Consider the following 22,280-nt stretch of genomic DNA (forward strand, 5'->3'; position numbering starts at 1 on the left):
AGACTCGCTCTTGCAGTTAAGAATTCATGTCCAACCGGCACCGCAGTCAGCCCAAAATAATTCGTGCTGTGGCAAGGCGGCAAGCCTGTGAATCCCCGGGCGCTTACTGAAGTCAGTGACGGGGGTTCGCAGACCCAGCCAACGCCGCCACAGCGCGAAGTATGCAGGGCGAAAAGGAGTACATCTCATGTTCAGATATCCCAAAGGCAGTATCGTGAAGCACAAATCGGGAGAAATCAGAGGCGAGATCGTCAACGTCTTTGAACAGGGAGATGCGGCAACCGGCTATTACGTGAAGTGGGACGACGGCAATCACAGCTATCATCTGGAAAAAGAGCTGTCCTGGGCCAATGTCGATCGCCCACGCATGCACTACACACAGCAATCCAGTAAGTGACTGGGGTTCGCAAACGCAGCCAACGCGGCCACAGCGCGAAATATGAAGGGCGATGAGAAATAGCACCGCGACAGATGATCCTCAGGGCGGATTATGGAATGATGACGCCCTGGAATCCAAGGAGAGAATGTCGAGTCCTTATGTCGGAACAGAGTCGTTATACCCTGCCTGCGAAAGCGGGCGATCATCGTCAGCTCGGCGAACTGATTGGCGCCGCGCAGGCGGTTGAGTGCGCCAGTATCACCGAACGCCACCCGGGTCCGGTGTTGATGATTACGCCGGATATGCAATCTGCCCTGCGTCTGCAGGAGGAGATTCGCCAGTTCACCGATCTGCCGGTCACCAATCTCGCCGACTGGGAAACGCTGCCTTACGACAGCTTCTCGCCACATCAGGACATTATCTCCGCCCGTCTTTCCACCCTTTATCAACTGCCCAATCTGACGCGCGGTATGCTGATTATGCCGGTCAACACGCTGATGCAGCGCGTTTGTCCGCACAGCTTCCTGCACGGCCATGCGCTGGTGATGAAACAGGGGCAAAAACTCTCGCGCGATGCGCTGCGTGATCAGCTGGAGCAAGCTGGTTATCGCCATGTCGATCAGGTGATGGAACACGGCGAGTACGCCACGCGTGGCGCGCTGCTGGATCTGTTCCCAATGGGCAGCGATCAGCCCTATCGCATTGACTTCTTTGATGACGAAATTGACAGTCTGCGCCTGTTCGATGTGGACAGCCAACGCACGCTGGAAGCGGTTGATGCCATCAATCTGCTGCCTGCGCACGAGTTTCCTACTGATAAAGCAGCGATTGAGCTGTTCCGCAGCCGCTGGCGCGAGCTATTTGATGTGCGCCGCGAGCCGGAGCATGTCTATCAGCAAGTGAGCAAAGGCACGCTGCCGGCCGGGATCGAATACTGGCAGCCGCTGTTCTTTGAGCAGGAGTTGCCCACCCTGTTCAGCTATCTGCCTGCTAACACGCTGGTACTCAACAGTGGCGATCTGCACGGCAGCGCCGATCGCTTCTGGCAGGATGCTAACGCGCGCTTTGAAAATCGTCGCATCGATCCTATGCGCCCGCTGCTGGAGCCTGCAACGTTGTGGCTGCGCCCGGACGCGTTGCTTGGCGAACTGAAAGCCTGGCCACGCATGCAGCTCAGCAGCGAAACGCTGCCAGAAAAAGCCGCCAATACCAATCTCGGCTATCAACCGCTGCCGGAACTGACGGTGCAGGCCCAGGCTAAAGCGCCACTCGATCTGCTGCGTCAGTTCATGGAGCAGTTTGATGGGCAGATCATTTTCTCGGTGGAAAGTGAAGGCCGCCGTGAAAGCCTGCAGGAGCTGCTGGCACGCATCAAACTGCGCCCACAGCCGATTGAACGCTTTGAAGAAGCCGCCAAACAGCCGCACAGTTTAATGATTGGCGCCAGCGAACGCGGCTTTATTGATAGCGCGGGCCATCGTGCATTGATTTGTGAAAGCGACCTATTGGGTGAGCGTGTCAGCCGTCGTCGCCAGGATAATCGCCGTACCATCAATCCCGATGTGTTGATCCGCAACCTCGCCGAGTTACACCCCGGCCAGCCGGTGGTGCATCTGGAACACGGTGTAGGCCGTTATATTGGCCTGACCACGCTGGAAGCCGGCGGTATTGTCGCGGAATATCTGATGCTCTCCTATGCGGGCGACGCCAAGCTGTACGTGCCCGTTTCATCACTGCACCTGATCAGCCGCTACGCGGGTGGCGCGGATGAGAATGCCCCGCTGCACAAGCTTGGCAGCGATGCCTGGTCACGCGCACGCCAGAAAGCGGCCGAGAAAGTGCGTGATGTAGCGGCCGAACTGCTGGATATCTACGCCCAACGCGCGGCCAAAACCGGCTTCGCTTTTAAGCACGATCGCGATCAGTATCAACTGTTCTGTGAAGGCTTCCCGTTTGAGACAACGCCGGACCAGGGTCAGGCCATTAATGCCGTGCTGAGCGACATGTGCCAGCCGCTGGCGATGGATCGTCTGGTGTGCGGTGATGTAGGCTTTGGTAAAACTGAAGTGGCGATGCGCGCCGCCTTCCTCGCGGTGGAGAATGCCAAACAAGTCGCCGTGCTGGTGCCCACCACCCTGCTGGCGCAGCAGCATTACGATAACTTCCGCGACCGTTTCGCCAACTGGCCAGTACGCATTGAGGTGCTGTCACGCTTCCGTAGCGCCAAAGAGCAAAATCAGGTGCTGGAACAGGCACGTGAAGGCAAAGTGGACATTTTGATCGGCACACATAAGCTGCTATCAAACGACCTGAAATGGCACGATCTCGGCCTGCTGATTGTCGATGAAGAACACCGGTTTGGGGTACGCCATAAAGAGCGTATTAAAGCAATGCGCGCGGACGTTGATATCCTGACTCTGACTGCCACGCCGATCCCACGTACGCTGAATATGGCGATGAGCGGCATGCGCGATCTGTCGATCATTGCGACACCGCCAGCCCGCCGTTTAGCGGTGAAAACCTTTGTGCGCGAGTACGACAGCCTGGTGGTGCGTGAAGCGCTGCTGCGTGAAATTTTGCGCGGCGGTCAGGTTTACTATCTCTACAACGATGTCGAGAACATAGAAAAAGCCGCACAACGCCTGGCGGAGCTGGTGCCTGAGGCCCGCATCGCCATCGGTCACGGCCAGATGCGCGAGCGCGAGCTGGAACGGGTGATGAATGATTTCCACCACCAGCGTTTTAACGTGCTGGTGTGTACCACCATCATCGAAACCGGTATTGATGTGCCGAGCGCTAACACCATCATCATTGAGCGTGCTGACCACTTTGGCCTGGCGCAGCTGCATCAGCTGCGTGGCCGCGTCGGACGCTCACACCATCAGGCTTATGCCTGGCTGTTAACGCCGCATCCAAAAGCCATGACCACTGATGCGCAGAAGCGTCTGGAGGCGATTGCCTCGCTGGAGGACCTGGGCGCGGGCTTTGCGCTGGCGACGCACGACCTTGAAATTCGCGGTGCCGGTGAACTGCTGGGCGAAGATCAGAGCGGTCAGATGGAAACGATCGGTTTCACGCTGTATATGGAACTGCTGGAAAACGCGGTCGATGCGCTGAAGGCCGGGCGCGAGCCGTCGCTGGAAGATCTCACCAGCAACCAGACCGAAATCGAACTGCGCATGCCTGCGCTGCTGCCGGATGACTTTATCCCGGATGTGAACACGCGTTTGTCACTCTATAAACGCGTTGCCTCAGCCAGTGACGAGCAGGAACTGGCTGAGCTGAAGGTTGAGATGATCGACCGTTTCGGCAAGTTGCCGGATGCGGCGCGCAACCTTCTGGATGTGGCGGCTTTACGTCTGGTGGCGCGAGAACTGGGCGTGCGTAAAATTGAAGCCAGTGAAAAAGGCGGGTTCTTCGAGTTCGCGCCGCAGAACCATGTCGATCCCGGTTGGTTAATTGGCCTGCTGCAAAAAGATCCTAAACAGTGGAAGTTGGATGGCCCAACTCGTCTGAGATTCACTCGTGATTTAGAAGAGCGCAAAGTGCGGATGGAGTGGGTGCAGGGCTTCATTGCCGAACTGGCGAAGAATCGGGTTTAGCGCCCTCAGCCGCATCTCGCCTGGCGAAGCAATACCTTGCGCTTCTGCATGCAACATTGTGTCTATCGGGATGCGAGATACATCTCGCCGCTCCGGTTTACACCATAAAAAAAGCGCCTTACGGCGCTTTTTTCGTTACTGCTGCTGTGACGTGTCTTTGCCCAATCAGGCCTGATTCGAATTCAGGATCAGCTGACCATTACGGTCGAGCGGAATGCGGGTGCCAGGGTCATTTTCCATGCGGATTTTGCCCTGCTGGTCGCCTATTTTATAGGTCACATCATAACCCAACATTTTTTCCTGTTTGTCATAAACGGTTTTGCAGCGCTGCTCGTTGGTGGTGTAGGTATCACGATCCTGCAGTGCCCCCTGCACCTGGTTACCACCGTAACCGCCCGCCAGCGCGCCCGCTACCGTTGCGACATCGCGCCCACGACCGCCACCAAACTGGTGACCGAGCACGCCGCCCGCCACTGCACCCAGTACCGAACCGGCGATGCGGTTCTCATCCTGTACCGGACGACGATGCGTTAACGTCACGTTGCGACACTCCTGTCGCGGTTGTTTAATGCTCTCTTTGATCGGCGTAGCCGAGAGAACTTGTGCATACTGCGGGCCGCGATCAAAGACATCCATGCTGGCGACTGCGGCAACCCCTAACGCTGCTGCCACACCGATACCGATACCCGCTAACATTGATTTATTCACAGGAATGTCCTCCTGAATGTTGTTACCGCGCATTCCTGCCGCTACGAAATCCTGTGTAGCCGAGGCATAACCGGCGTGCGCGCCGCGCCGTGTTTGTGGATATAAGTTTTACAGATGGCCCGTAATTGCAACATCAGATTAATGGAGGAAACGCAACGGAAAGCCGTCAGGGCCAGTTTTTCGGAGAGTTCTGAGAGAAGCTGAAATACCGCCGTAACCTTAAACTGAATTGTCGTTTTTCAGCGGGTTACGGCAGGCGGAGCGGCATCGGGCGGCAGATAACCGCCCGGAAATCATTAGTGCAGCTTGAGGCGAGGACGCAGCACGCGGTTTAGGCTGCCGACCAGCATCATCAGGCCGGTTTTGAAGTATCCGTGGAGCGCAATCTGGTGCATGCGATATAGAGAAATGTAGACGAAACGCGCAATGCGCCCTTCTACCATCATCGAGCCGCGCATCAGGTTGCCCATCAGGCTACCCACCGTGGTGAAGCGTGACAGTGACACCAGCGAACCGTGATCCTTATAGACGTAAGCTTTAAGCGGTTTGCCTTTGCGTTGCGCCAGAATATTTTCCAGCGCGCGTGACGCCATCTGGTGTGCAGACTGCGCGCGCGGTGGCACAAAACCGCCGCCCGGCAGTGCGCAGGAAGCGCAGTCGCCAATCGCGTAGATGTCATCATCCAGCGTGGTTTGCAGCGTGTCTTTCACCACCAGCTGATTGATGCGGTTGGTTTCCAGCCCACCAATCTCTTTCATAAAGTCCGGCGCCTTAATACCGGCAGCCCACACCATCAGGTCAGCATTGATAAATTCGCCGCCTTTGGTATTGAGCCCCTCTTCGGTCGCGCTGGTCACCATGGTTTGCGTCAGGACGCGTACGCCGAGCTTGGTCAGTTCCTGGTGTGCCGCAGCAGAAATGCGCGGTGGCAAGGCTGGCAGAATACGCTCACCGGCTTCCACCAGCGTCACGTTCAGTGCAGAGCTATCAAGGCCTTTGTAGCCATAGCTGTGCAGCTGCTTCACGGCATTGTAGAGTTCTGCTGACAGCTCAACGCCGGTGGCGCCGCCGCCGACAATCGCAATGTTCACTTTTTCCAGGCTACCTTCACTGGCGGAGAAGCGCAGGAACAGGTTAAGCATCTCGTTGTGGAAACGACGAGCCTGATGCGGGTTATCGAGGAAGATGCAGTGATCTTTCACACCCGGTGTGCCGAAGTCATTGGAAGTACTGCCCAGCGCCATCACCAGACGGTCATAAGCCATCTCGCGCTGCGGCACCAGTAATTCACCGTTAGCATCGCGGATTTCCGCCAGCTCAATGGTTTTGTTTTCGCGGTTGATTTGCGTCAGCGAACCCAGCTGGAACTGAAAACCGTGATTACGCGCGTGCGCCAGATAGCTCAGGGCATCGATCCCTTCGTCCATCGAACCGGTTGCCACTTCATGCAGCAATGGCTTCCACAGATGGCTGTGGTTGCGATCGACGAGAATAATCTCGGCTTTTTTCTTCCGACCCAGCTTGTGGCCGAGCTGCGTTGCCAGCTCTAAGCCGCCGGCACCACCGCCAATAATGACGATTTTTTCCATAGATGTAGTCAACAAAGACCCCCTCAAAGTTGTAAACCAATAGTTAATTAATGGTTACTAAAAACCTTAATAAACATAGGGTTGGCGACGTTAAATCGCGAGCTGAGGGCAGAATATCACGGCGCTAACGACATATCATAAGAAAATTGATGTACATCAATCTTTCAAGCGCATTATCAGAATGTTAAACGTTTTGTGCGCCGCATCACACGGCGCGTGAGGGCTCAGGCGAGGGATTTAAAGGCCTTAATGCGGTGTAAATGCGGCGAGATGTTCTTGAATTTATGGCTGGCCTGTTCGTCCCACACGATTTCATAGAAAGGATGCAGTTGCGCGGCCGTGCGCTGATTATCCAGCGCCTCGTCATGACGGGACAAAATGGTCAGGCAGCGATCGCGATTCTTCTCGCGATAATCACTGACGCACTTGGTGGCGATATCCAGATACTCTTCCGGACGATCAATCTTGCCTTCCATGTTCTCAAACGGAAACAGGTTGGGATTGAAGATCACCTGGCGCATACCGCAGAGAAAACCGATACGTTCGGCCCAGTAACCCCCAAGCCCCACCCCGCAAATCAAGGGATGCGCATCACCGCCCTGCTGCTGCAATTTACCGCACTCTTTCAACAGAAACTGCATGTCATGTTTGGGGTGTTGCGTGCTGTAACTGATGAGTCTGACGTCCGGGTCAATAAACTGCAGTTGCAGCACTTTTTCGTGGTTGCCCGGACTGTTGGAATCAAAACCGTGCAGATAGATGATCATGATTATCCTCAGCGTGGAATGAAATCCGGGCAGCGACGCTTATCTGCCCGACGCTTTATGCTCCAGCCAGCGCGCCTGCAATGCGCTCAGCTGATGATGATTCTGCTTCCAGCGTTCACTGGATTGCAGCGCTTCTCGGGTATAACGCCCCTGATGGTATAACTGCGTCACACGCTCCGCCTGGATCGGCGTCAAGTTATCCAGCACACTCACCGCTCCGGCGCGCTGATTGCACACCAGGATCATGTCGCAGCCGGCATTGAGCGATTGCTGCGCGCGCTCAGCATAACTGCCCATTACCGCAGCACCTTCCATCGACAGATCGTCGGAGAAAATGACACCGTTGAAGCCCAACTCTTTGCGCAACACCGTTTGCAGCCAGTAAGGCGAGCCGCTGGCAGGTAACGGATCCACCTCAGTATAGATAACGTGCGCGGGCATCACCGCATCCAGCAACTGCTCATCAATTAACTGTTTGAAGATGGCCATGTCATGCTGGCGCAGCGTGGCGGCATCGCGCGGATCACGCGGGGTCTCTTTGTGGGAATCAGCACTCACCGCACCGTGGCCGGGGAAATGCTTGCCGGTGGTTTTCATGCCCGCTTCGTGCATGCCGTTGATAAAACGGCGGGCAATTTGCAATGCAATCGCGGGATCTTCATGGAAGGAACGGTCGCCAATCGCCGCGCTGATGTGGCCAATATCCAGTACTGGGGCAAAGCTGATGTCGATATCCATCGCGATCATTTCCGCTGCCATCTGCCAGCCCGCCTGCTGGGCGACTTCACCTGCAGTGGCGATATCGTGCAGGGCAGCAAAAGATTGCATCGCGGGGAGTTGGGTAAAGCCTTCACGGAAGCGCTGCACGCGCCCGCCTTCCTGATCCACGGCGACCACTAAACGATTACGCGAAGCGGCGCGAATCTGGCGCACCAGTTCTGCCAGCTGATCCACATCGTGGAAGTTGCGGGCAAACAGAATCAGTCCGCCCACCAGCGGATGTTGCAGAATCTCACGCTCTTCGGCGTCGAGTTCGTAGCTTTCAACATCCAGCATCAGCGGGCCGGGAGTATTCATGGTCATGGTTACAATCCTGAGTTAAAGATCCTGCCAGCTGGCCTGCGCCAGCTGTTGTAAATGAGGGTCACCGCTCTGTTCAGCGCGCAGCTGATACCAGCTGGCCATCAGCAGGTGCAGCCACGGCTGCCAGCGCCGCATATGTCGCTTAAGTCGCGCTTCGTCAAGCTGGCTGCGTTGTGCGTAACCCGCAATCCAGTCGATTTGGTGTTCTCCATCGACCGCGCAGAGCGCCGCGAGTTCCAATGCCACATCACCATCGGCAGCATATTCCCAATCGATGAGACGTAAGCCGTCTGGTGTGGCAATCACATTGCCGGCGTGAACATCCATATGAATCGGCACGAGGCGTAACGGCCGGGGTTCACCCTGCCTGATCAGGCGCTGGAGTTGATGTTGCCAGCGCCAGTGGCGTCGCTGGCATAGCTGCCAGTAGTGTCGCAACAGCGGTGTCAGTCGCAAGCGATAGCCTGTCAGCGGCTGCTGATGCAGGCGATGCAGCAAGGCAAGCACCGCATCACGCTGTTGATTGAACTGCGCAGGGGTCAGCACCTCGCCGGGCAACCAGCTCTGTAATAACCAGGGATGATGCCAATCCAGTGGCGTTGGCCCGAGGTGCGCAGCACGCATTTGACGCAAGATGCGATATTCGCGCTGGCGATCAACAAACGGAAGCGGTTGCTGCGGCGCACGTCGCGCCAGCAGCTCACCCTGCTCGGTTTTCACCCGAACACTGTTGCCACTCAATCCCGGCAGCGCGAAAAAATGACCGGCAGCTTGCGCCGTCGGCCATTGTTGCTGAATCCGTTGTTGCAGTAAGGGATCAGGGTTGAGCAATACCATTGCCTGACCAGATAATTTCACCGGTCTGCACCAGCATCAGCTGCATCTGCAGCGTTGGCGCTTTCACATCGCCTTGCGCGCTGCTGTAAAGCACATACTGCGCGTTGACATTGCGTGCCAGGCCAATCGCTTTGCTGCGCGAATTGAGGCTGTCATCGGCTGATAAGCCCAGCGTCTGTTTGGCCTGTGCCAGCTGTTCTGGCGTCACTAGCGTGAATTTACCGTTGTTTGCCAGCGCATTCTGGATGGCATCGGTGGCTTTATCGCTCTGCAACGCGCCGTTGGTGCTGTTCTTGATGCGGTCCACCAGCAGCACACTGCCTGGATTCACACCCGCAGACTGCACCATATTCCCCACTAATGGCTGCACGCTGGCATTCCAGTTAATGGTTTTCAGCTTCGGTGGCTGCGGCACATTTTCCGGCGGCGGCACCGGCTGCACAGGTGGCTGCTCCGGTTGGGTTGGCGTCGTCGGCTGGGTCGGTTCAACCGGCGCCGGAGTTTGCTGTTTCACCACACAACCGGTGAGCATCAACGCAAATAACAGCGCGCTGGAACGTTTTACACTGCGAATCACAGGTTACTCCTCAGAGATAAAGATAGAGACGCACCTTACTGGCGGTCAGGTTACCGATTTGCGAGACAACTTCAGTGCTGCCATGCGCCGGGACAACTTGGGTCTGAACCGGCTCTTCCGGGGTAATCTCCAGTCCCTTCTCGTCATACCAATAGAAACGGTAATGTACGGTAACTGGCGTTTCCCGCTGATTAAAGAGGACGCTCGAGGCTCGCATTTGCCCATCACGGCTGGCCAGCGTGGGTTCATCGGTGATGATGCCCGCAGAAAGCACGGAAGACTCCATCACCAGCGATTGCGACGTGTTGATCATCGGTTTGTCACTGCTACACCCGGCAAGGGACAGCAGCAGCAGGCCACTCAGCCATTGACGCATCACAAGGTCCGCCTGAGGTTAGATAGACAGCATCGGACCCAGCGGCTGACCGCCGACCAGGTGCATATGAATATGATAAACCTCCTGACCACCATGACGATTACAGTTCATGATCAGGCGATAGCCATCTTCGGCAATCCCTTCTTCTTTCGCAATTTTCGCCGCCACGGTAATCATACGGCCCAACGCATGCTCGTGGGCTTCCTGCACGTCATTGGCGGTGGGGATCAATACATTAGGGATAATCAGAATGTGCGTTGGCGCTTTAGGCGCGATATCGCGGAAGGCGGTGACCAGTTCGTCCTGATAAACCACGTCGGCGGGGATTTCGCGACGAATGATTTTACTGAAAATGGTTTCTTCAGCCATGGTGCATTTCCTTAAGCCTGAGTTCAGTCAGGCAGTATGCGCGAGGAATTCGTTTGCTTTCAACCTCAGTACCACTTTTCTTCTGTTAAATGGCTGCCTTTACGCCATTTCATCCCCCAGGCAGCATTGCTGTGCTCTCCCTCTCAAATTTATGCCGTCGCCGATCGCTAAAATGAAACGCTGTTTTATAAATTAGAGATATCACGCCAGTTTCTTTGTGTTTTTGCCACTCAACCGTCAACCCTTGCCAAATCGCGAAGGTTTGCCGCTGCACGGCGCTCTACTTTCTATCCAATCCGGGCAAGCAGTACGGAGTAATGAGGGATGTGTCATCCGTCGATTTCAAGGAGAACCTGCCATGCAGTCTCGTAAAATTAGTCTGGGCCACTATCTGGCTTACGGTTCCGGGGATTTCCTCGGCGCCGGCACCACGGCGCTCACCGCTGCCTGGTTACTCTATTTCTACACCACCTTCTGCGGGCTTTCGCCGATTGAAGCCACCTTTATTTTTGCTGCTGCCCGCGTGATGGATGCGGTCGTCAGCCCGCTGATGGGCTTTCTCACCGATAACTTCGGGTCCACCTGGCTTGGCAAGCGCTTTGGCCGCCGCAAGTTCTTTATCCTGCTCGGTATTCCGTCTGTTTTCAGCTATAGCCTGATGTGGATAGGCGACATGAGTTTCTGGTGGTATCTGCTGACCTATCTGCTGTTCGATATGGTCTACACCATGATTCTGGTGCCCTACGAAACGCTGGTGCCGGAGATGACCGATGACTTTAAACAAAAGAGCCGCTTCTCCGGCGCGCGTATCGCGTTGGCGCAGCTCTCCTCCATTCTGGCGGCCTTCCTGCCAGGCATTTTGATTGGCTGGTTTGGCAAAGAGAATCCCATCTCCTTCTTTTATGCCAGCCTGGTGTTCTCGGTGATCTGTGCGCTGGTGCTAACCCTGGTGTGGCGCTTCACCTGGGAACGCGCACCGGAGGATTTTTCCGCCGAGTCACGTCGAGCCGAAGAAGAAAAGACGCAACTCTCGCTGTTCCAAAGCCTGAAACGGCTGTATATCGAGCTCGCCTCCACGCTGCGCATCCGTATCTTTCGTCAGCATCTTGGCATGTATTTGGGCGGTTACATCGCTCAGGACGTCTTTAATGCAGTATTTACCTGGTACGTGGTGTTGGTACTGATGCAGAGCGCGCAAATCGCTTCCAGCCTGATGGGCACGATGGCGGTGCTGCAATTTATCGCGGTGATGGCAATGATCCCGCTGTGTATACGCCTCGGACCGGCCCCCGCCTATCGTCTGGTGGTGGTGCTGTTTGGCCTCAGCGCCCTCTCCTACGCCGGACTGTGGTACAGCGGAATGCACGATAACTTCGCGCTGTTAGTGCTGATCTCGGCCTTCGCCGGTTTAGGACGTGGTGGCATCAACTACGTGCCATGGAATACCTACACCTATATCGCCGATGTCGATGAAGTGATCACCGGACAGCGGCGCGAAGGTATTTTCGCCGGGATCATGACGTTGACACGCAAAGCCTCGCAGGCCGGTGCCGTGATGATCGTTGGCATCCTGCTGCAACTGGCCGGTTTTACCTCCGGTAAAGCTGAGCAGGTTCCTGCGGTGAGCCACAGCATTCTGCTGATCCTCAGCATCGGCACCGTTGGCGTCCTGACCTGCGGTTTCATTGTGTCGCTGCGCTTCAAACTTAATCTGCATACCCACACCGTGCTGCGCGAAGAGACGCTGAAGATGCGTGAAGCCGGGCGCGTTGTCCCGGAACGAATTACGCCGCAGGCACGTGCCATCGTCGAAACGCTAGCGGGGATGCCCTATGAAAATCTGTGGGGCAATAACAATGTCGGTTACCTCAACCGCAATAAGCCCCCGGCGCCCGCGCTATCCACACAACACGGCAGCTTACCTCCTCTCCCTACCCTGATTAACGATAGGAATGAACCATGACTGTATTTCCTGTAAAACACAGCGCTCTGTTACGCCAGCCTGAATACCTGTTGCCACGCAGTGAGTTAGTGCAACTGATCCACAAACTCACCGACAACCTGGTCAATATCACCGATCATAGCGGCGAGTTTTTGCTGCGGCTGGATGATGGCCGCGTCATTGATACTAAAGGTTGGGCTGGCTGGGAATGGACGCACGGCATCGGGCTGTATGGCATGCTGCATTACACCCAGCAGACCGGGGATCAGGCGACACTCAAGATCATCGATGACTGGTTTAGCGCGCGCTTAGCAGAGGGCACGCCGACCAAAAACGTTAACACCGTGTGCCCGTTCCTGACGCTGGCTTATCGCTATGAAGAGACGGGTAACGCAGCATGGCGCCCGGTGCTGGAACGCTGGGCTGAGTGGGTGATGTATGAAATGCCGCGTACTGAGCAAGGCGGTTTGCAGCACATCGTTTACAACAACGAAAATACCCAGCAGCTGTGGGACGACACCCTGATGATGAGCGTGATGGCGCTGGCGAAGATCGGCCAGTTACTCGATCGTCCGGAGTTTGTCGAAGAAGCCAGTTATCAATTCCTGATTCACACCCAATACCTGATGGATCGCCAAACCGGTTTGTGGTTCCACGGCTGGACCTTCGATGGCCGACACAACTTTGCCAATGCCCGTTGGGCACGCGGTAATAGCTGGCTGACCATCGTCATCCCGGATTTCCTTGAGATGATGAACTGGCCGGAACAGCATGCCACGCGTCGCTTCCTGCAGCAGGTATTGGCCAGTCAGGTAAAGGCATTAGCCGCCTGCCAGCACAGCAGCGGTCTCTGGCATACCTTGCTTGTCGATCCACAAAGCTATCCGGAAGCGTCTGCCACTGCGGGATTCGCTTATGGGATTCTCAAAGCGGTGCGTAAACGATATTTATCTGATGAATATCGCCCGATGGCGGAAAAAGCCCTGCGTGGCGTGATCGCGAATATTGATGAAGACGGAGAGTTAAAACAGGTCTCTTTTGGCACCGCGATGGGCAGCGATTTGGACTACTACCGCCAGGTGCCGCTAACGTCAATGCCCTATGGCCAGGCGATGGCGCTGCTGTGTCTGACGGAGTATCTGCGGGTTTATCTGTAATCGCATTTACGTTCAAGTGGGAGATAGCGGTTGCAGACGTGTAGAGCTTTCCGAGTCAGGAACCATAGGCAGTGGAATTTAGCATGACCATCCAATACCGCTAACACCGAAACCCTAATTTCTGACGATGAGTCTGATAAATCCGATGAAGTACTGAGGTTTTTTCCAATACCGCACCTAAGGTGAGGTGCGAGGAAGCGGCGGCAGAAGAGTAAAGCGTCCCGCGACAGGGATGTCGCGGGCCGAGCCCCAGGGAGGGTTTATGGCGTCTTTACGATCTGACGCCGCTTCATCGCACAGGCTCGACCTCTGCCTTGACCTTGAGGTCAGCCTCAGACCGACCCCAACCCTTTACATATTACGAATATAATCATCCATCTCAGTTTTCAGGTTATCGGACTTGGTGCCGAAGATCGCCTGAACACCGGAACCGGCCACCACCACGCCACGCGCGCCGAGGTTTTTCAGTTCATTTTGATTCACTTTCGCCACATCCGCGACGCTCACACGCAAACGCGTAATACAGGCGTCGAGATTGGTGATGTTCTCTTTACCACCAAATGCAGTAACCAGTTTGCCTGCCATCTCGCTACCGGTGGCGCTGCTCTGTTCCATTGCGGTGTCCTCACGTCCAGGTGTTTTCAGATTCAATTTCACAATCAGTACACGGAAAACGGTGTAATAAATCAGGCCGTAAATGATACCGATAATCGGGAACAACCAGATCTTGCTGCTGTTACCGCTTAGCACCACAAAGTCAATCAGACCGTGTGAGAAGCTGGTGCCATCACGCATGCCCAGCAGAATACAGATTGGGAATGCCAGACCCGCCAGAATCGCATGGATGACATACAGAATCGGCGCCACGAACATGAACGAAAATTCAATCGGTTCGGTGATACCGGTCAGGAACGAGGTCAGCGCGGCGGAGATCATAATGCCGCCCACTTTGGCGCGGTTTTCCGGCTTAGCCGAGTGCCAGATAGCAATCGCAGCCGCAGGCAGACCGTACATTTTAAACAGGAAGCCGCCAGAGAGTTTACCTGCGGTTGGATCGCCCGCCATATAGCGTGGGATATCACCGTGGAACACCTGACCTGCGGCGTTGGTGAACTCACCAATCTGCATCTGGAAAGGCACGTTCCAGATATGGTGCAGACCAAACGGCACCAGCGAACGCTCAACCACACCGTAAATGCCGAACGCCACCACCGGGTTCTGATAAGCCGCCCATTGTGAGAAATCCTGAATCGCGGTGCCAATTGGTGGCCAGATAAAGGACAACACGATACCCGTGAAAATCGCGGTCAGACCGGAAATGATCGGTACAAAACGCTTACCGGCGAAGAAGCCAAGATATTCAGGCAGCTTGATGCGATAGAAACGGTTAAACATATACGCGGCGATCGAACCGGCAATGATCCCGCCCAGCACCCCGGTATCGGCAAGGTGTTTGGCCTCAATTTCCCCTGGCGGCAAGTGCAACACCAGTGGTGCAACCACCGCCATGGTTTTCACCATGATGCCGTAAGCAACCACGGAAGCCAGCGCCGATACGCCATCGTTATTGGTAAAACCGAGCGCCACGCCAATCGCAAAGATCAGCGGCATGTTGGCGAACACGGAACCGCCCGCCTCCGCCATCACATGTGAAACCACAGCAGGCAACCAGCTGAAGTTAGCCGAACCAACACCTAATAAAATACCGGCAATCGGCAAAACCGATACCGGCAACATTAGCGATTTACCTACTTTTTGCAGGTTCGCAAATGCGTTCTTGAACATAGAAGCTCCTGAGTATGAGTGCATATTTGCGCAGTGCGCTGGCAAAGGGGGAGGATCCTTCACCGGGGTGACGCTGAGCGTCTTTTGATTTATTACGAAGGGTAAAATAAATCGATATTTGTTACTTTGACGGCTATCACGTTTCGCTCAAGACGAACGCTTGCTTTCTGTTATTTTTGACTGAATTGCCTGGAGAAACAGCAATAAATCACTGCCCGTGCCGCGTTATATGCCGCACAGGTCAGTGATTATGGATTTATTACAGAGTTTGAAATAAAGCGGATTAGCCGCCGAGTCGGCTCATTGGGACATGGAACAGACGCGAGAAGTTTTCTGTGGTGGCCGCGGCCAGGGTTTCGATATCAACACCTTTCAGCACAGCCATATAATCCGCGACATCGCGCGTAAAGGCAGGCTGGTTTTCTTTGCCACGATGCGGAACCGGCGCCAGATACGGCGAGTCGGTCTCTACCAGCATGCGATCCAGCGGCACGTAGCGCGCGGCATCACGAATCTGTTCAGCATTGCGGAAGGTCAAAATGCCGGAGAAGGAGATATAGAAGCCCATATCCAGCAACTGCGCCGCAGTCTCTTTATCTTCAGTAAAGCAGTGCAGTACGCCACCACACTTTTCCACCTGCTCTTCACGCAGGATCGCCAGTGTGTCTTCACGTGCATCACGGGTGTGTACAATGATCGGCTTATTCAGCGCGATGCCGGTACGGATGTGTTCACGGAACGAGGCTTGCTGCTGCGCTTTGGTCTCCTGCTGATAGAAGTAATCCAGCCCGGTCTCGCCCAGCGCAATCACCTGCTCTTCAGCGGCCAGTCGACGAAACTCTTCGACATCGTACGGCGCTTCCTGATTCAGCGGATGCACGCCGCACGCCAGGGCGATGTTTTCCCTGTCGCCGACCAGTTGCTTGATCTTGTAGTAATCCGGCAGCGTGGTGGCAATCGCCAGCATAAACTTCACGTCACGCGCTGCGGCTTTGGCGATCACATCGTCCAGATCGCGGTGCTGCTTCTCATAATCCAGGCCATCAAGATGGCAGTGCGAATCAACAATAAACATACTTCTCTCTTTTGCGCTTAGCCGACCGCCGAGGGCGACATTAGGCGTCCCCAGGCTAACAGGCGATCGGTCAAAATCAGTTCACGGTTCAGGGCGGCGACATGCAACAGTTGCTCACGACACTGCATCCACTGCTGGGCGCTGGCGTTGAGCGCGCTGCTGCTAAGCTGCTGAGCCAGTTGCGATACGACCTCAGGATGGTCGCCGTTGCTCAACCAGTTGCTGGCACCCTGCTGCACTTTCATGGCATCCACCAGTAATGAAATCAGCCAGCTGAGGCGCTCTGCCACATCGTCGCTGTTCAGCGCAGGCAGCAGTTGCAGTACATCGCTGTTCAACGCGCTAAGCAAGGTTTCACACAGCTTCTCACGTGCCTGCCAGCGCTCAGGCTGCAGCAGGGTCAACGCCGCAGCAGGTGCGCCATTGCTCAAGCGCAGAGCGGCTCGCAGTACTGGCTCGGATTGCGGCAACTGCTTATGCAGCCATTGCAAACTGGGCAGCTCTTCTGGTGGGGAAAGATGCCATGTCATGCAACGGCTACGCAATGTTGCCAGCAAACGCGATGGCTCACGGACGCTGAGGAAAAACCAGCAGTTGGCAGGAGGCTCTTCCAGGGTTTTCAACAACGCATTCGCTGCGGCTTCAGTGAGCTGCGCCGCATCCGGCAACCAGACAATCTTTGCTCCGCCCTGCTGAGCAAAATGGTAAAGCTTCTCGGTGACGTCACGTACCGCATCAATACCCAGTGAGGATTTGCCTTTTTCTGCTTCCAGGCGATACCAATCAGGATGCGTCTGCGCCTGCATCAGCTGGCAGCCGTGGCAATGGCCGCAGCTCTTCAAGCCTTCTGGATGTTGGCACATTAACCAGCGGCTAACACCCCACACTAACGCATCGTCACCCATGCCATTAATGGCCTGTATCAGCAAGGCATGGTGTGCCTGACCGCTTTGATGACGGCTGATAATCTGCCGATAGGGCTGATTCAGCCACGGATACCAGTTCATGCCGCCAGACCTGCCAGCCATTTTTGTAGCGCTGATTTAAGTGACGATGTCACTTCTTCAATATTTTGTGTCGCATCAATGGTTAAAATGGTGTCATCGCAGGCAGCCAACGCCAGATAACGGGCACGCGTGCGTTCAAAGAAACGCAGTGATTCCTGCTCAATACGATCGAGTTCCCCTCTAGCACGCGCGCGTTGCAGGCCAATTTCCGGTGTCACATCCAGGTATAGGGTCAAGTCCGGACGGAAGTCGCCCAATACCGCATCGCGCAGGGTGGTCATCAACTGCGTATCCAGGCCACGGCCACCGCCCTGGTAAGCCTGGGATGAGAGATCGTGACGGTCGCCAACCACCCAGGCGCCACGCGCTAATGCAGGCTTAATCACGTTCTCGACTAGTTGAACACGGGCAGCATACAGCATCAGCAATTCGGCTTTGTCAGTCACCTGTTCGCCATCAATTCCCTGCTTCACCAGCACGCGCAATTGTTCTGCCAGCGGCGTGCCGCCGGGCTCACGGGTGAACACCACATCGTCGATACCCTGCTCATGCAGCACCGCCACGATAGCATCACGCGCAGTGGTTTTGCCCGCACCTTCAAGGCCTTCAATGACGATAAACTTACTTTTCATTTTTTTCCTTCATGGCCAGCCGATAGACCTGCACCGCTTTATTATGGCTGGCGAGATTGGTGGTAAAGGTATGTCCGCCTTTGCCATCCGCGACAAAATAGAGATAGTTGGTTTTTTCTGGATGCGCCGCCGCTTCCAGCGAGGCTCGACCTGGCATCGCGATAGGACCTGGCGGCAATCCGCTAATCGTGTAGGTATTGTAATCGGTCGGCGTTTCGAGGTCTTTACGCGTAATCGTACCGGTATAGTTATCACCCATACCGTAAATCACGGTAGGATCGGTTTGCAGCTTCATGCCGGTGCGCAAGCGATTAATAAAGACCGAGGCAACGCGCGCGCGCTCTTCCGTCACGCCGGTCTCTTTTTCGATAATCGAGGCCATGGTGACCAGATCTTGCTCTTTTTTATAGGGCAGATTGTCCATCCGCCCCTGCCAGATCTCATCCACCAGTTTATTCATGCGCGTGTGCGCACGCTCCAGCAGCGACACATCACTGGTGTTAGCCGTATACAAATAGGTGTCGGGGTAGAAAGCGCCCTCAAGCTGATTTGCATCCATTTTCAGCGCAGCGGCGACGGTCGCAAACTGATCGTCAGTTAGCGTATGTTTGATATAGGGCGCTTGACGTAGTTCGGCCAACCACTCCTTCAGGCGAGAACCCTCGACAAACCGCACCGGAAATTGCGCTTCTTTACCGCTGGCCAGCAACTGCAGCAGCTGCCTTACCGTCATATTGCTTTCCAGTCGGTAGGTTCCGGCTTTGAATTTGGCGAGCTCAGGCTCAAGTTTCAATAGCGGCCCAAACCAGATACTTTCCGGAATGATGTGCTGGCTTTCCAGTTGCGCTTCCAGCACGACCCGACCACTACCTGCGGGCAATGTGTAGATCGTTTCCTGATTAATAGTCAAAGGGGTATCGGCTAAACGTTCAATCTGCCAATAACTCAATGCCGCCGCGAGGCCGGCAATCGCCACAGCGCTGGCGAGTATTTTTTTCATTCGGGTCATGATGCTTCCATCTTCTGGCAACTGTTATACAGCTGCTGGTACAGCGTGCGTGCGGTGAACGAAACATCGTCAATTTTCCGCACAGGTAAAACCGGCATCAGGGCATTGCAGATCACCACTTCATCGGCGTTCAGCACATCGTCCCTGCTTCCTTCAATCAACTGACAAGCCTGGCCTTCCGACGCCATCTTCGCCATCAGATAACGGCGCATAATGCCATCGACACCCGCTTGCTCAAGACGCGGCGTGAAAACCTGATCGCCTTTGCGCCAGAATAAATTGGCCGCACAGCATTCCACCACCGTCCCCGCAGTGTCAAGCACCAGCGCCTCATCAGCATCGGTGTGGTCGAGCTGCTGACGGATCAGCACCTGTTCCAGTCGGTTAAGATGTTTGAGGCCGGCGAGCAGTGGATTACGCGCCAGTCTCACGGGGCTGGTTTTCAGCGCTGCACCCTGCTGCTGCAAAGTGGTGTAGTGTTGCGGCCACGGCGAAAGGGAGAGGATGCGCGTCGGGGTTGTGCAACCGGTTCGGCTATATCCCCGTCCACCGACACCTGGCGTCAGAATCACTTTTAAAACCGACTGGGTTTGACCATTGGCGGCATGCTGCATCTCCTCGGCCAGCTGCGCCATATCCGGTAAGGGAATGAATAAACGCTCACAGCCTTCCTGCAATCGCTGCAAATGGGCGTTCAGCAGTTGTATCTTGCCTGCCACTACCGCAGCAGTGGTAAAACAGCCATCACCAAACTGCACCGCGCGATCGCGCGCAGAAAGTTCGAACTGCTCTACGCCGTTTATCCACATACCGCTCACCTTTGGCTACCCTGCCAGTCTGAATACCACTGACAGCGGTAAGAATCCACGTCACTGCGTGACAAAATATAAAAAAGGCCCGCATTGCGGGCCTCTGTTTGGCTGGGTAAGGCTTATACCTTGCGGAAGATCAGCGAGCCGTTGGTGCCGCCAAATCCGAAGGAGTTACACAGCGTGTACTCCAGTCCGCTCACCTGACGTGCTGTATGCGGCACGAAGTCGAGGTCACAACCTTCATCTGGGTTATCCAGGTTGATGGTTGGCGGTACCGCCTGGTCGCGCAGCGCCAGAATCGAATAAATCGCTTCTACCGCGCCTGCCGCACCCAGCAAGTGCCCAGTCATGGATTTGGTAGAACTCACCATCACGCTGTGAGCCGCTGCACCAAACACAGACTTGACCGCCTGAGCTTCAGCTTTGTCACCCGCTGGCGTTGAGGTGCCATGCGCGTTGACGTAGCCAATCTGTTCAGCGTTCAGCTGCGCATCACGCAATGCATTCACCATCGCTGCTGCAGCACCTGAACCATCCTCCGGCGGAGACGTCATGTGGTAAGCATCGCTGCTCATGCCGAAACCGATGATTTCAGCATAAATTTTCGCACCGCGCTTTTTCGCATGCTCGTACTCTTCCAGCACCACAATGCCTGCACCATCACCCAATACGAAACCATCACGGTCTTTATCCCACGGACGGCTTGCCGCCTGAGGATTATCGTTATTGGTTGAGAGCGCACGTGCAGCACCAAAGCCACCCACACCCAGCGGGGTACTGGCTTTTTCAGCACCACCGGCCAGCATGACATCGGCGTCGTTGTACGCAATGATACGCGCAGCATGACCAATGTTGTGCACACCTGAAGTACAAGCGGTTGCAATAGAAATGCTTGGACCTTTCAGACCATACATGATGGTCAGATGACCTGCCACCATGTTAACAATGGTAGAAGGAACAAAGAACGGGCTGATTTTGCGCGGACCGCCGTTAACCAGTGAACTGTGGTTGTCTTCAATCAAACCCAGTCCGCCGATGCCGGAACCGATAGCTGCGCCGATGCGACCAGCATTCTCATCAGTTACGACCAGACCGGAGTCCGCCATAGCCTGAATACCAGCAACAATGCCGTATTGGATGAAGTCATCCATCTTGCGCTGATCTTTGCGCGAGATGAATTCATCGCAATTAAAATCTCTTACTAAGCCCGCAAAGCGTGTTGCGTAGGCACTAGTATCAAAATGGTCGATCAGGCTGATGCCGCTCTGACCGGCAAGGAGAGCACTCCAGGTAGACTCTACGGTATTGCCGACAGGAGACAACATGCCAAGACCAGTCACAACTACACGACGCTTAGACACGTACGTCCTCCAGGGAGGGAAAAAATAACGCTATGTGGGGCAAACATAAAACTCAGGCGGTCGAGGTGACCGCCTGAAGATATTCATTAGCCTTGGTGGCTATTGATGTAATCGATCGCTGCCTGAACGGTAGTGATTTTCTCAGCTTCTTCGTCTGGAATTTCAGTATCAAACTCTTCTTCCAGAGCCATTACCAGCTCAACGGTGTCAAGAGAATCTGCACCCAGGTCTTCAACGAAAGAAGCAGTGTTAATCACTTCGTCTTCTTTAACACCCAGCTGCTCAGCTACGATTTTCTTAACGCGTTGTTCGATATCGCTCATACTATTTAATTTCCTATCAAAACTCGCTTTCGCGATGGTTTTCGTAGTGTATAAAATGTTGAAAAAGATGCAACAAAATCCCGGCTGGTCGAACCACGATTTTGCGCTATTCTGCGGTGTTTACCGCACATAATGCAAATGTTTTCGTGATTATCAGACCATGTACATGCCGCCATTGACGTGGAGCGTCTCACCCGTGATGTAAGAGGCTTCGTCAGAGGCTAAGAATGCAACAGCATTGGCAATCTCCTGCGGGTCGCCTAAACGACCTGCCGGCACTTCTGCCAAAATGCCCGAGCGCTGATCTTCGTTCAGTGCACGCGTCATGTCCGTCTCAATAAAGCCCGGAGCCACGACGTTTACGGTAATGCCACGTGACGCGACTTCTCGCGCCAGTGATTTGCTAAAGCCAATCAAACCAGCTTTTGCTGCCGCATAGTTTGTTTGACCCGCGTTACCCATGGTTCCAACTACAGAACCGATGGTAATGATACGGCCCACGCGTTTTTTCATCATGGCACGCATAACCGCCTTAGAAAGACGGAAGACAGATGTCAGGTTGGTATCGAGGATATCCGCCCACTCATCGTCCTTCATGCGCATCAACAGATTGTCACGCGTAATGCCTGCATTATTGACTAAAATGTCCACTTCGCCAAATTCAGCGCGAACTTTCTCGAGCACGCTCTCAATAGAGGCCGCATCGGTCACGTTCAACAGCAGACCTTTGCCGTTATCGCCGAGGTAAGCACTGATTGCTTCCGCACCGCTTTCGCTGGTGGCGGTTCCCACCACTTTCGCACCGCGCGCAACCAGCGTTTCCGCGATTGCACGGCCAATGCCGCGGCTTGCGCCAGTCACCAGCGCTACTTTACCTTCAAAGCTCATGT

General features: G+C 55.0%; 21 protein-coding genes. 4 read left to right on the forward strand and 17 right to left on the reverse strand.

What is annotated here, in order from left to right; translation table 11 throughout:
- Window positions 1-187 precede the first annotated feature (187 nt).
- Both VH86_RS12555 and mfd read left to right on the forward strand, forming a co-directional pair.
- Complete coding sequence (locus VH86_RS12555) at window positions 188-397, forward strand: hypothetical protein (RefSeq protein WP_038647560.1); 210 nt, start codon at window positions 188-190, stop codon at window positions 395-397.
- Window positions 398-537: 140 nt separating this feature from the next.
- Complete coding sequence (mfd, locus tag VH86_RS12560; RefSeq protein ID WP_045833051.1) at window positions 538-3,981, forward strand: transcription-repair coupling factor; 3,444 nt, start codon at window positions 538-540, stop codon at window positions 3,979-3,981.
- Between the two features lie 165 nt (window positions 3,982-4,146).
- On the opposite strand, the gene VH86_RS12565 is transcribed toward mfd, so the two are convergent.
- The 8 genes from VH86_RS12565 to hinT all read right to left on the reverse strand — a co-directional run bounded on the left by VH86_RS12565 (window position 4,147) and on the right by hinT (window position 10,287).
- Window positions 4,147-4,689, reverse strand: a complete 543-nt coding sequence (locus VH86_RS12565; RefSeq protein WP_034822117.1) for a glycine zipper 2TM domain-containing protein — start codon at window positions 4,687-4,689, stop codon at window positions 4,147-4,149.
- A gap of 296 nt (window positions 4,690-4,985) precedes the next feature.
- Window positions 4,986-6,290 (reverse strand): NAD(P)/FAD-dependent oxidoreductase, encoded by a 1,305-nt coding sequence (locus VH86_RS12570; RefSeq protein ID WP_156102801.1) that lies wholly within the window; start codon window positions 6,288-6,290, stop codon window positions 4,986-4,988.
- Between the two features lie 212 nt (window positions 6,291-6,502).
- The gene (gene ycfP / locus VH86_RS12575; RefSeq protein WP_045833052.1) at window positions 6,503-7,045 is read right to left on the reverse strand and encodes an alpha/beta hydrolase YcfP; all 543 of its coding nucleotides are present in this window, start codon (window positions 7,043-7,045) and stop codon (window positions 6,503-6,505) included.
- A 39-nt stretch (window positions 7,046-7,084) separates the two neighbouring features.
- Window positions 7,085-8,128 carry a beta-N-acetylhexosaminidase gene (gene nagZ / locus VH86_RS12580; protein WP_045833053.1) on the reverse strand — a complete coding sequence of 348 codons (1,044 nt, stop codon included), beginning with the start codon at window positions 8,126-8,128 and terminating at the stop codon, window positions 7,085-7,087.
- Window positions 8,129-8,143: 15 nt separating this feature from the next.
- A complete protein-coding gene (gene thiK, locus VH86_RS12585) occupies window positions 8,144-8,986 on the reverse strand; it encodes a thiamine kinase (RefSeq protein ID WP_369800330.1) in 843 nt (280 codons plus the stop codon).
- Complete coding sequence (gene lpoB, locus VH86_RS12590; RefSeq protein WP_038647572.1) at window positions 8,946-9,542, reverse strand: penicillin-binding protein activator LpoB; 597 nt, start codon at window positions 9,540-9,542, stop codon at window positions 8,946-8,948. The genes thiK and lpoB overlap by 41 nt, the downstream gene beginning before the upstream one ends.
- 10 nt (window positions 9,543-9,552) lie before the next feature.
- Window positions 9,553-9,918 carry a YcfL family protein gene (locus VH86_RS12595; RefSeq protein WP_045833055.1) on the reverse strand — a complete coding sequence of 122 codons (366 nt, stop codon included), beginning with the start codon at window positions 9,916-9,918 and terminating at the stop codon, window positions 9,553-9,555.
- Between the two features lie 18 nt (window positions 9,919-9,936).
- A complete protein-coding gene (hinT, locus tag VH86_RS12600) occupies window positions 9,937-10,287 on the reverse strand; it encodes a purine nucleoside phosphoramidase (RefSeq protein WP_038647576.1) in 351 nt (116 codons plus the stop codon).
- Between the two features lie 358 nt (window positions 10,288-10,645).
- Between hinT and VH86_RS12605 the strand changes: the two genes are divergently transcribed.
- A complete protein-coding gene (locus VH86_RS12605) occupies window positions 10,646-12,250 on the forward strand; it encodes an MFS transporter (RefSeq protein WP_045833056.1) in 1,605 nt (534 codons plus the stop codon).
- Window positions 12,247-13,386 (forward strand): glycoside hydrolase family 105 protein, encoded by a 1,140-nt coding sequence (locus VH86_RS12610; protein WP_045833057.1) that lies wholly within the window; start codon window positions 12,247-12,249, stop codon window positions 13,384-13,386. Before VH86_RS12605 ends, VH86_RS12610 begins: the two co-directional genes overlap by 4 nt.
- A gap of 351 nt (window positions 13,387-13,737) precedes the next feature.
- Here the strand turns inward: VH86_RS12610 and ptsG are convergent, their stop codons facing one another.
- The 9 genes from ptsG to fabG form a co-directional block, all read right to left on the reverse strand.
- Window positions 13,738-15,171 carry a PTS glucose transporter subunit IIBC gene (ptsG, locus tag VH86_RS12615; protein ID WP_045833058.1) on the reverse strand — a complete coding sequence of 478 codons (1,434 nt, stop codon included), beginning with the start codon at window positions 15,169-15,171 and terminating at the stop codon, window positions 13,738-13,740.
- Between the two features lie 283 nt (window positions 15,172-15,454).
- A complete protein-coding gene (locus VH86_RS12620; protein ID WP_034830707.1) occupies window positions 15,455-16,246 on the reverse strand; it encodes a metal-dependent hydrolase in 792 nt (263 codons plus the stop codon).
- A gap of 17 nt (window positions 16,247-16,263) precedes the next feature.
- The gene (holB, locus tag VH86_RS12625; RefSeq protein ID WP_045833059.1) at window positions 16,264-17,253 is read right to left on the reverse strand and encodes a DNA polymerase III subunit delta'; all 990 of its coding nucleotides are present in this window, start codon (window positions 17,251-17,253) and stop codon (window positions 16,264-16,266) included.
- Window positions 17,250-17,885: a dTMP kinase gene (gene tmk, locus VH86_RS12630; RefSeq protein WP_045833060.1), complete on the reverse strand. Its 636-nt coding sequence runs from the start codon at window positions 17,883-17,885 to the stop codon at window positions 17,250-17,252. The genes holB and tmk overlap by 4 nt, the downstream gene beginning before the upstream one ends.
- Window positions 17,875-18,894 (reverse strand): endolytic transglycosylase MltG, encoded by a 1,020-nt coding sequence (mltG, locus tag VH86_RS12635; protein WP_045833061.1) that lies wholly within the window; start codon window positions 18,892-18,894, stop codon window positions 17,875-17,877. The genes tmk and mltG overlap by 11 nt, the downstream gene beginning before the upstream one ends.
- Entirely contained in the window at window positions 18,891-19,703 is an 813-nt protein-coding gene (pabC, locus tag VH86_RS12640) for an aminodeoxychorismate lyase (RefSeq protein WP_045833062.1), read from the reverse strand. Before pabC ends, mltG begins: the two co-directional genes overlap by 4 nt.
- 122 nt (window positions 19,704-19,825) lie before the next feature.
- Window positions 19,826-21,067: a beta-ketoacyl-ACP synthase II gene (gene fabF / locus VH86_RS12645; protein ID WP_034830699.1), complete on the reverse strand. Its 1,242-nt coding sequence runs from the start codon at window positions 21,065-21,067 to the stop codon at window positions 19,826-19,828.
- Window positions 21,068-21,153: 86 nt separating this feature from the next.
- Complete coding sequence (acpP, locus tag VH86_RS12650) at window positions 21,154-21,390, reverse strand: acyl carrier protein (protein WP_007885774.1); 237 nt, start codon at window positions 21,388-21,390, stop codon at window positions 21,154-21,156.
- A gap of 153 nt (window positions 21,391-21,543) precedes the next feature.
- Entirely contained in the window at window positions 21,544-22,278 is a 735-nt protein-coding gene (fabG, locus tag VH86_RS12655) for a 3-oxoacyl-ACP reductase FabG (protein WP_034830697.1), read from the reverse strand.
- Window positions 22,279-22,280: the final 2 nt, after the last annotated feature.

Origin of the sequence: Pantoea sp. BL1 (assembly GCF_000963985.1) — a bacterium.
Lineage (GTDB): Bacteria > Pseudomonadota > Gammaproteobacteria > Enterobacterales > Enterobacteriaceae > Pantoea > Pantoea rwandensis_B.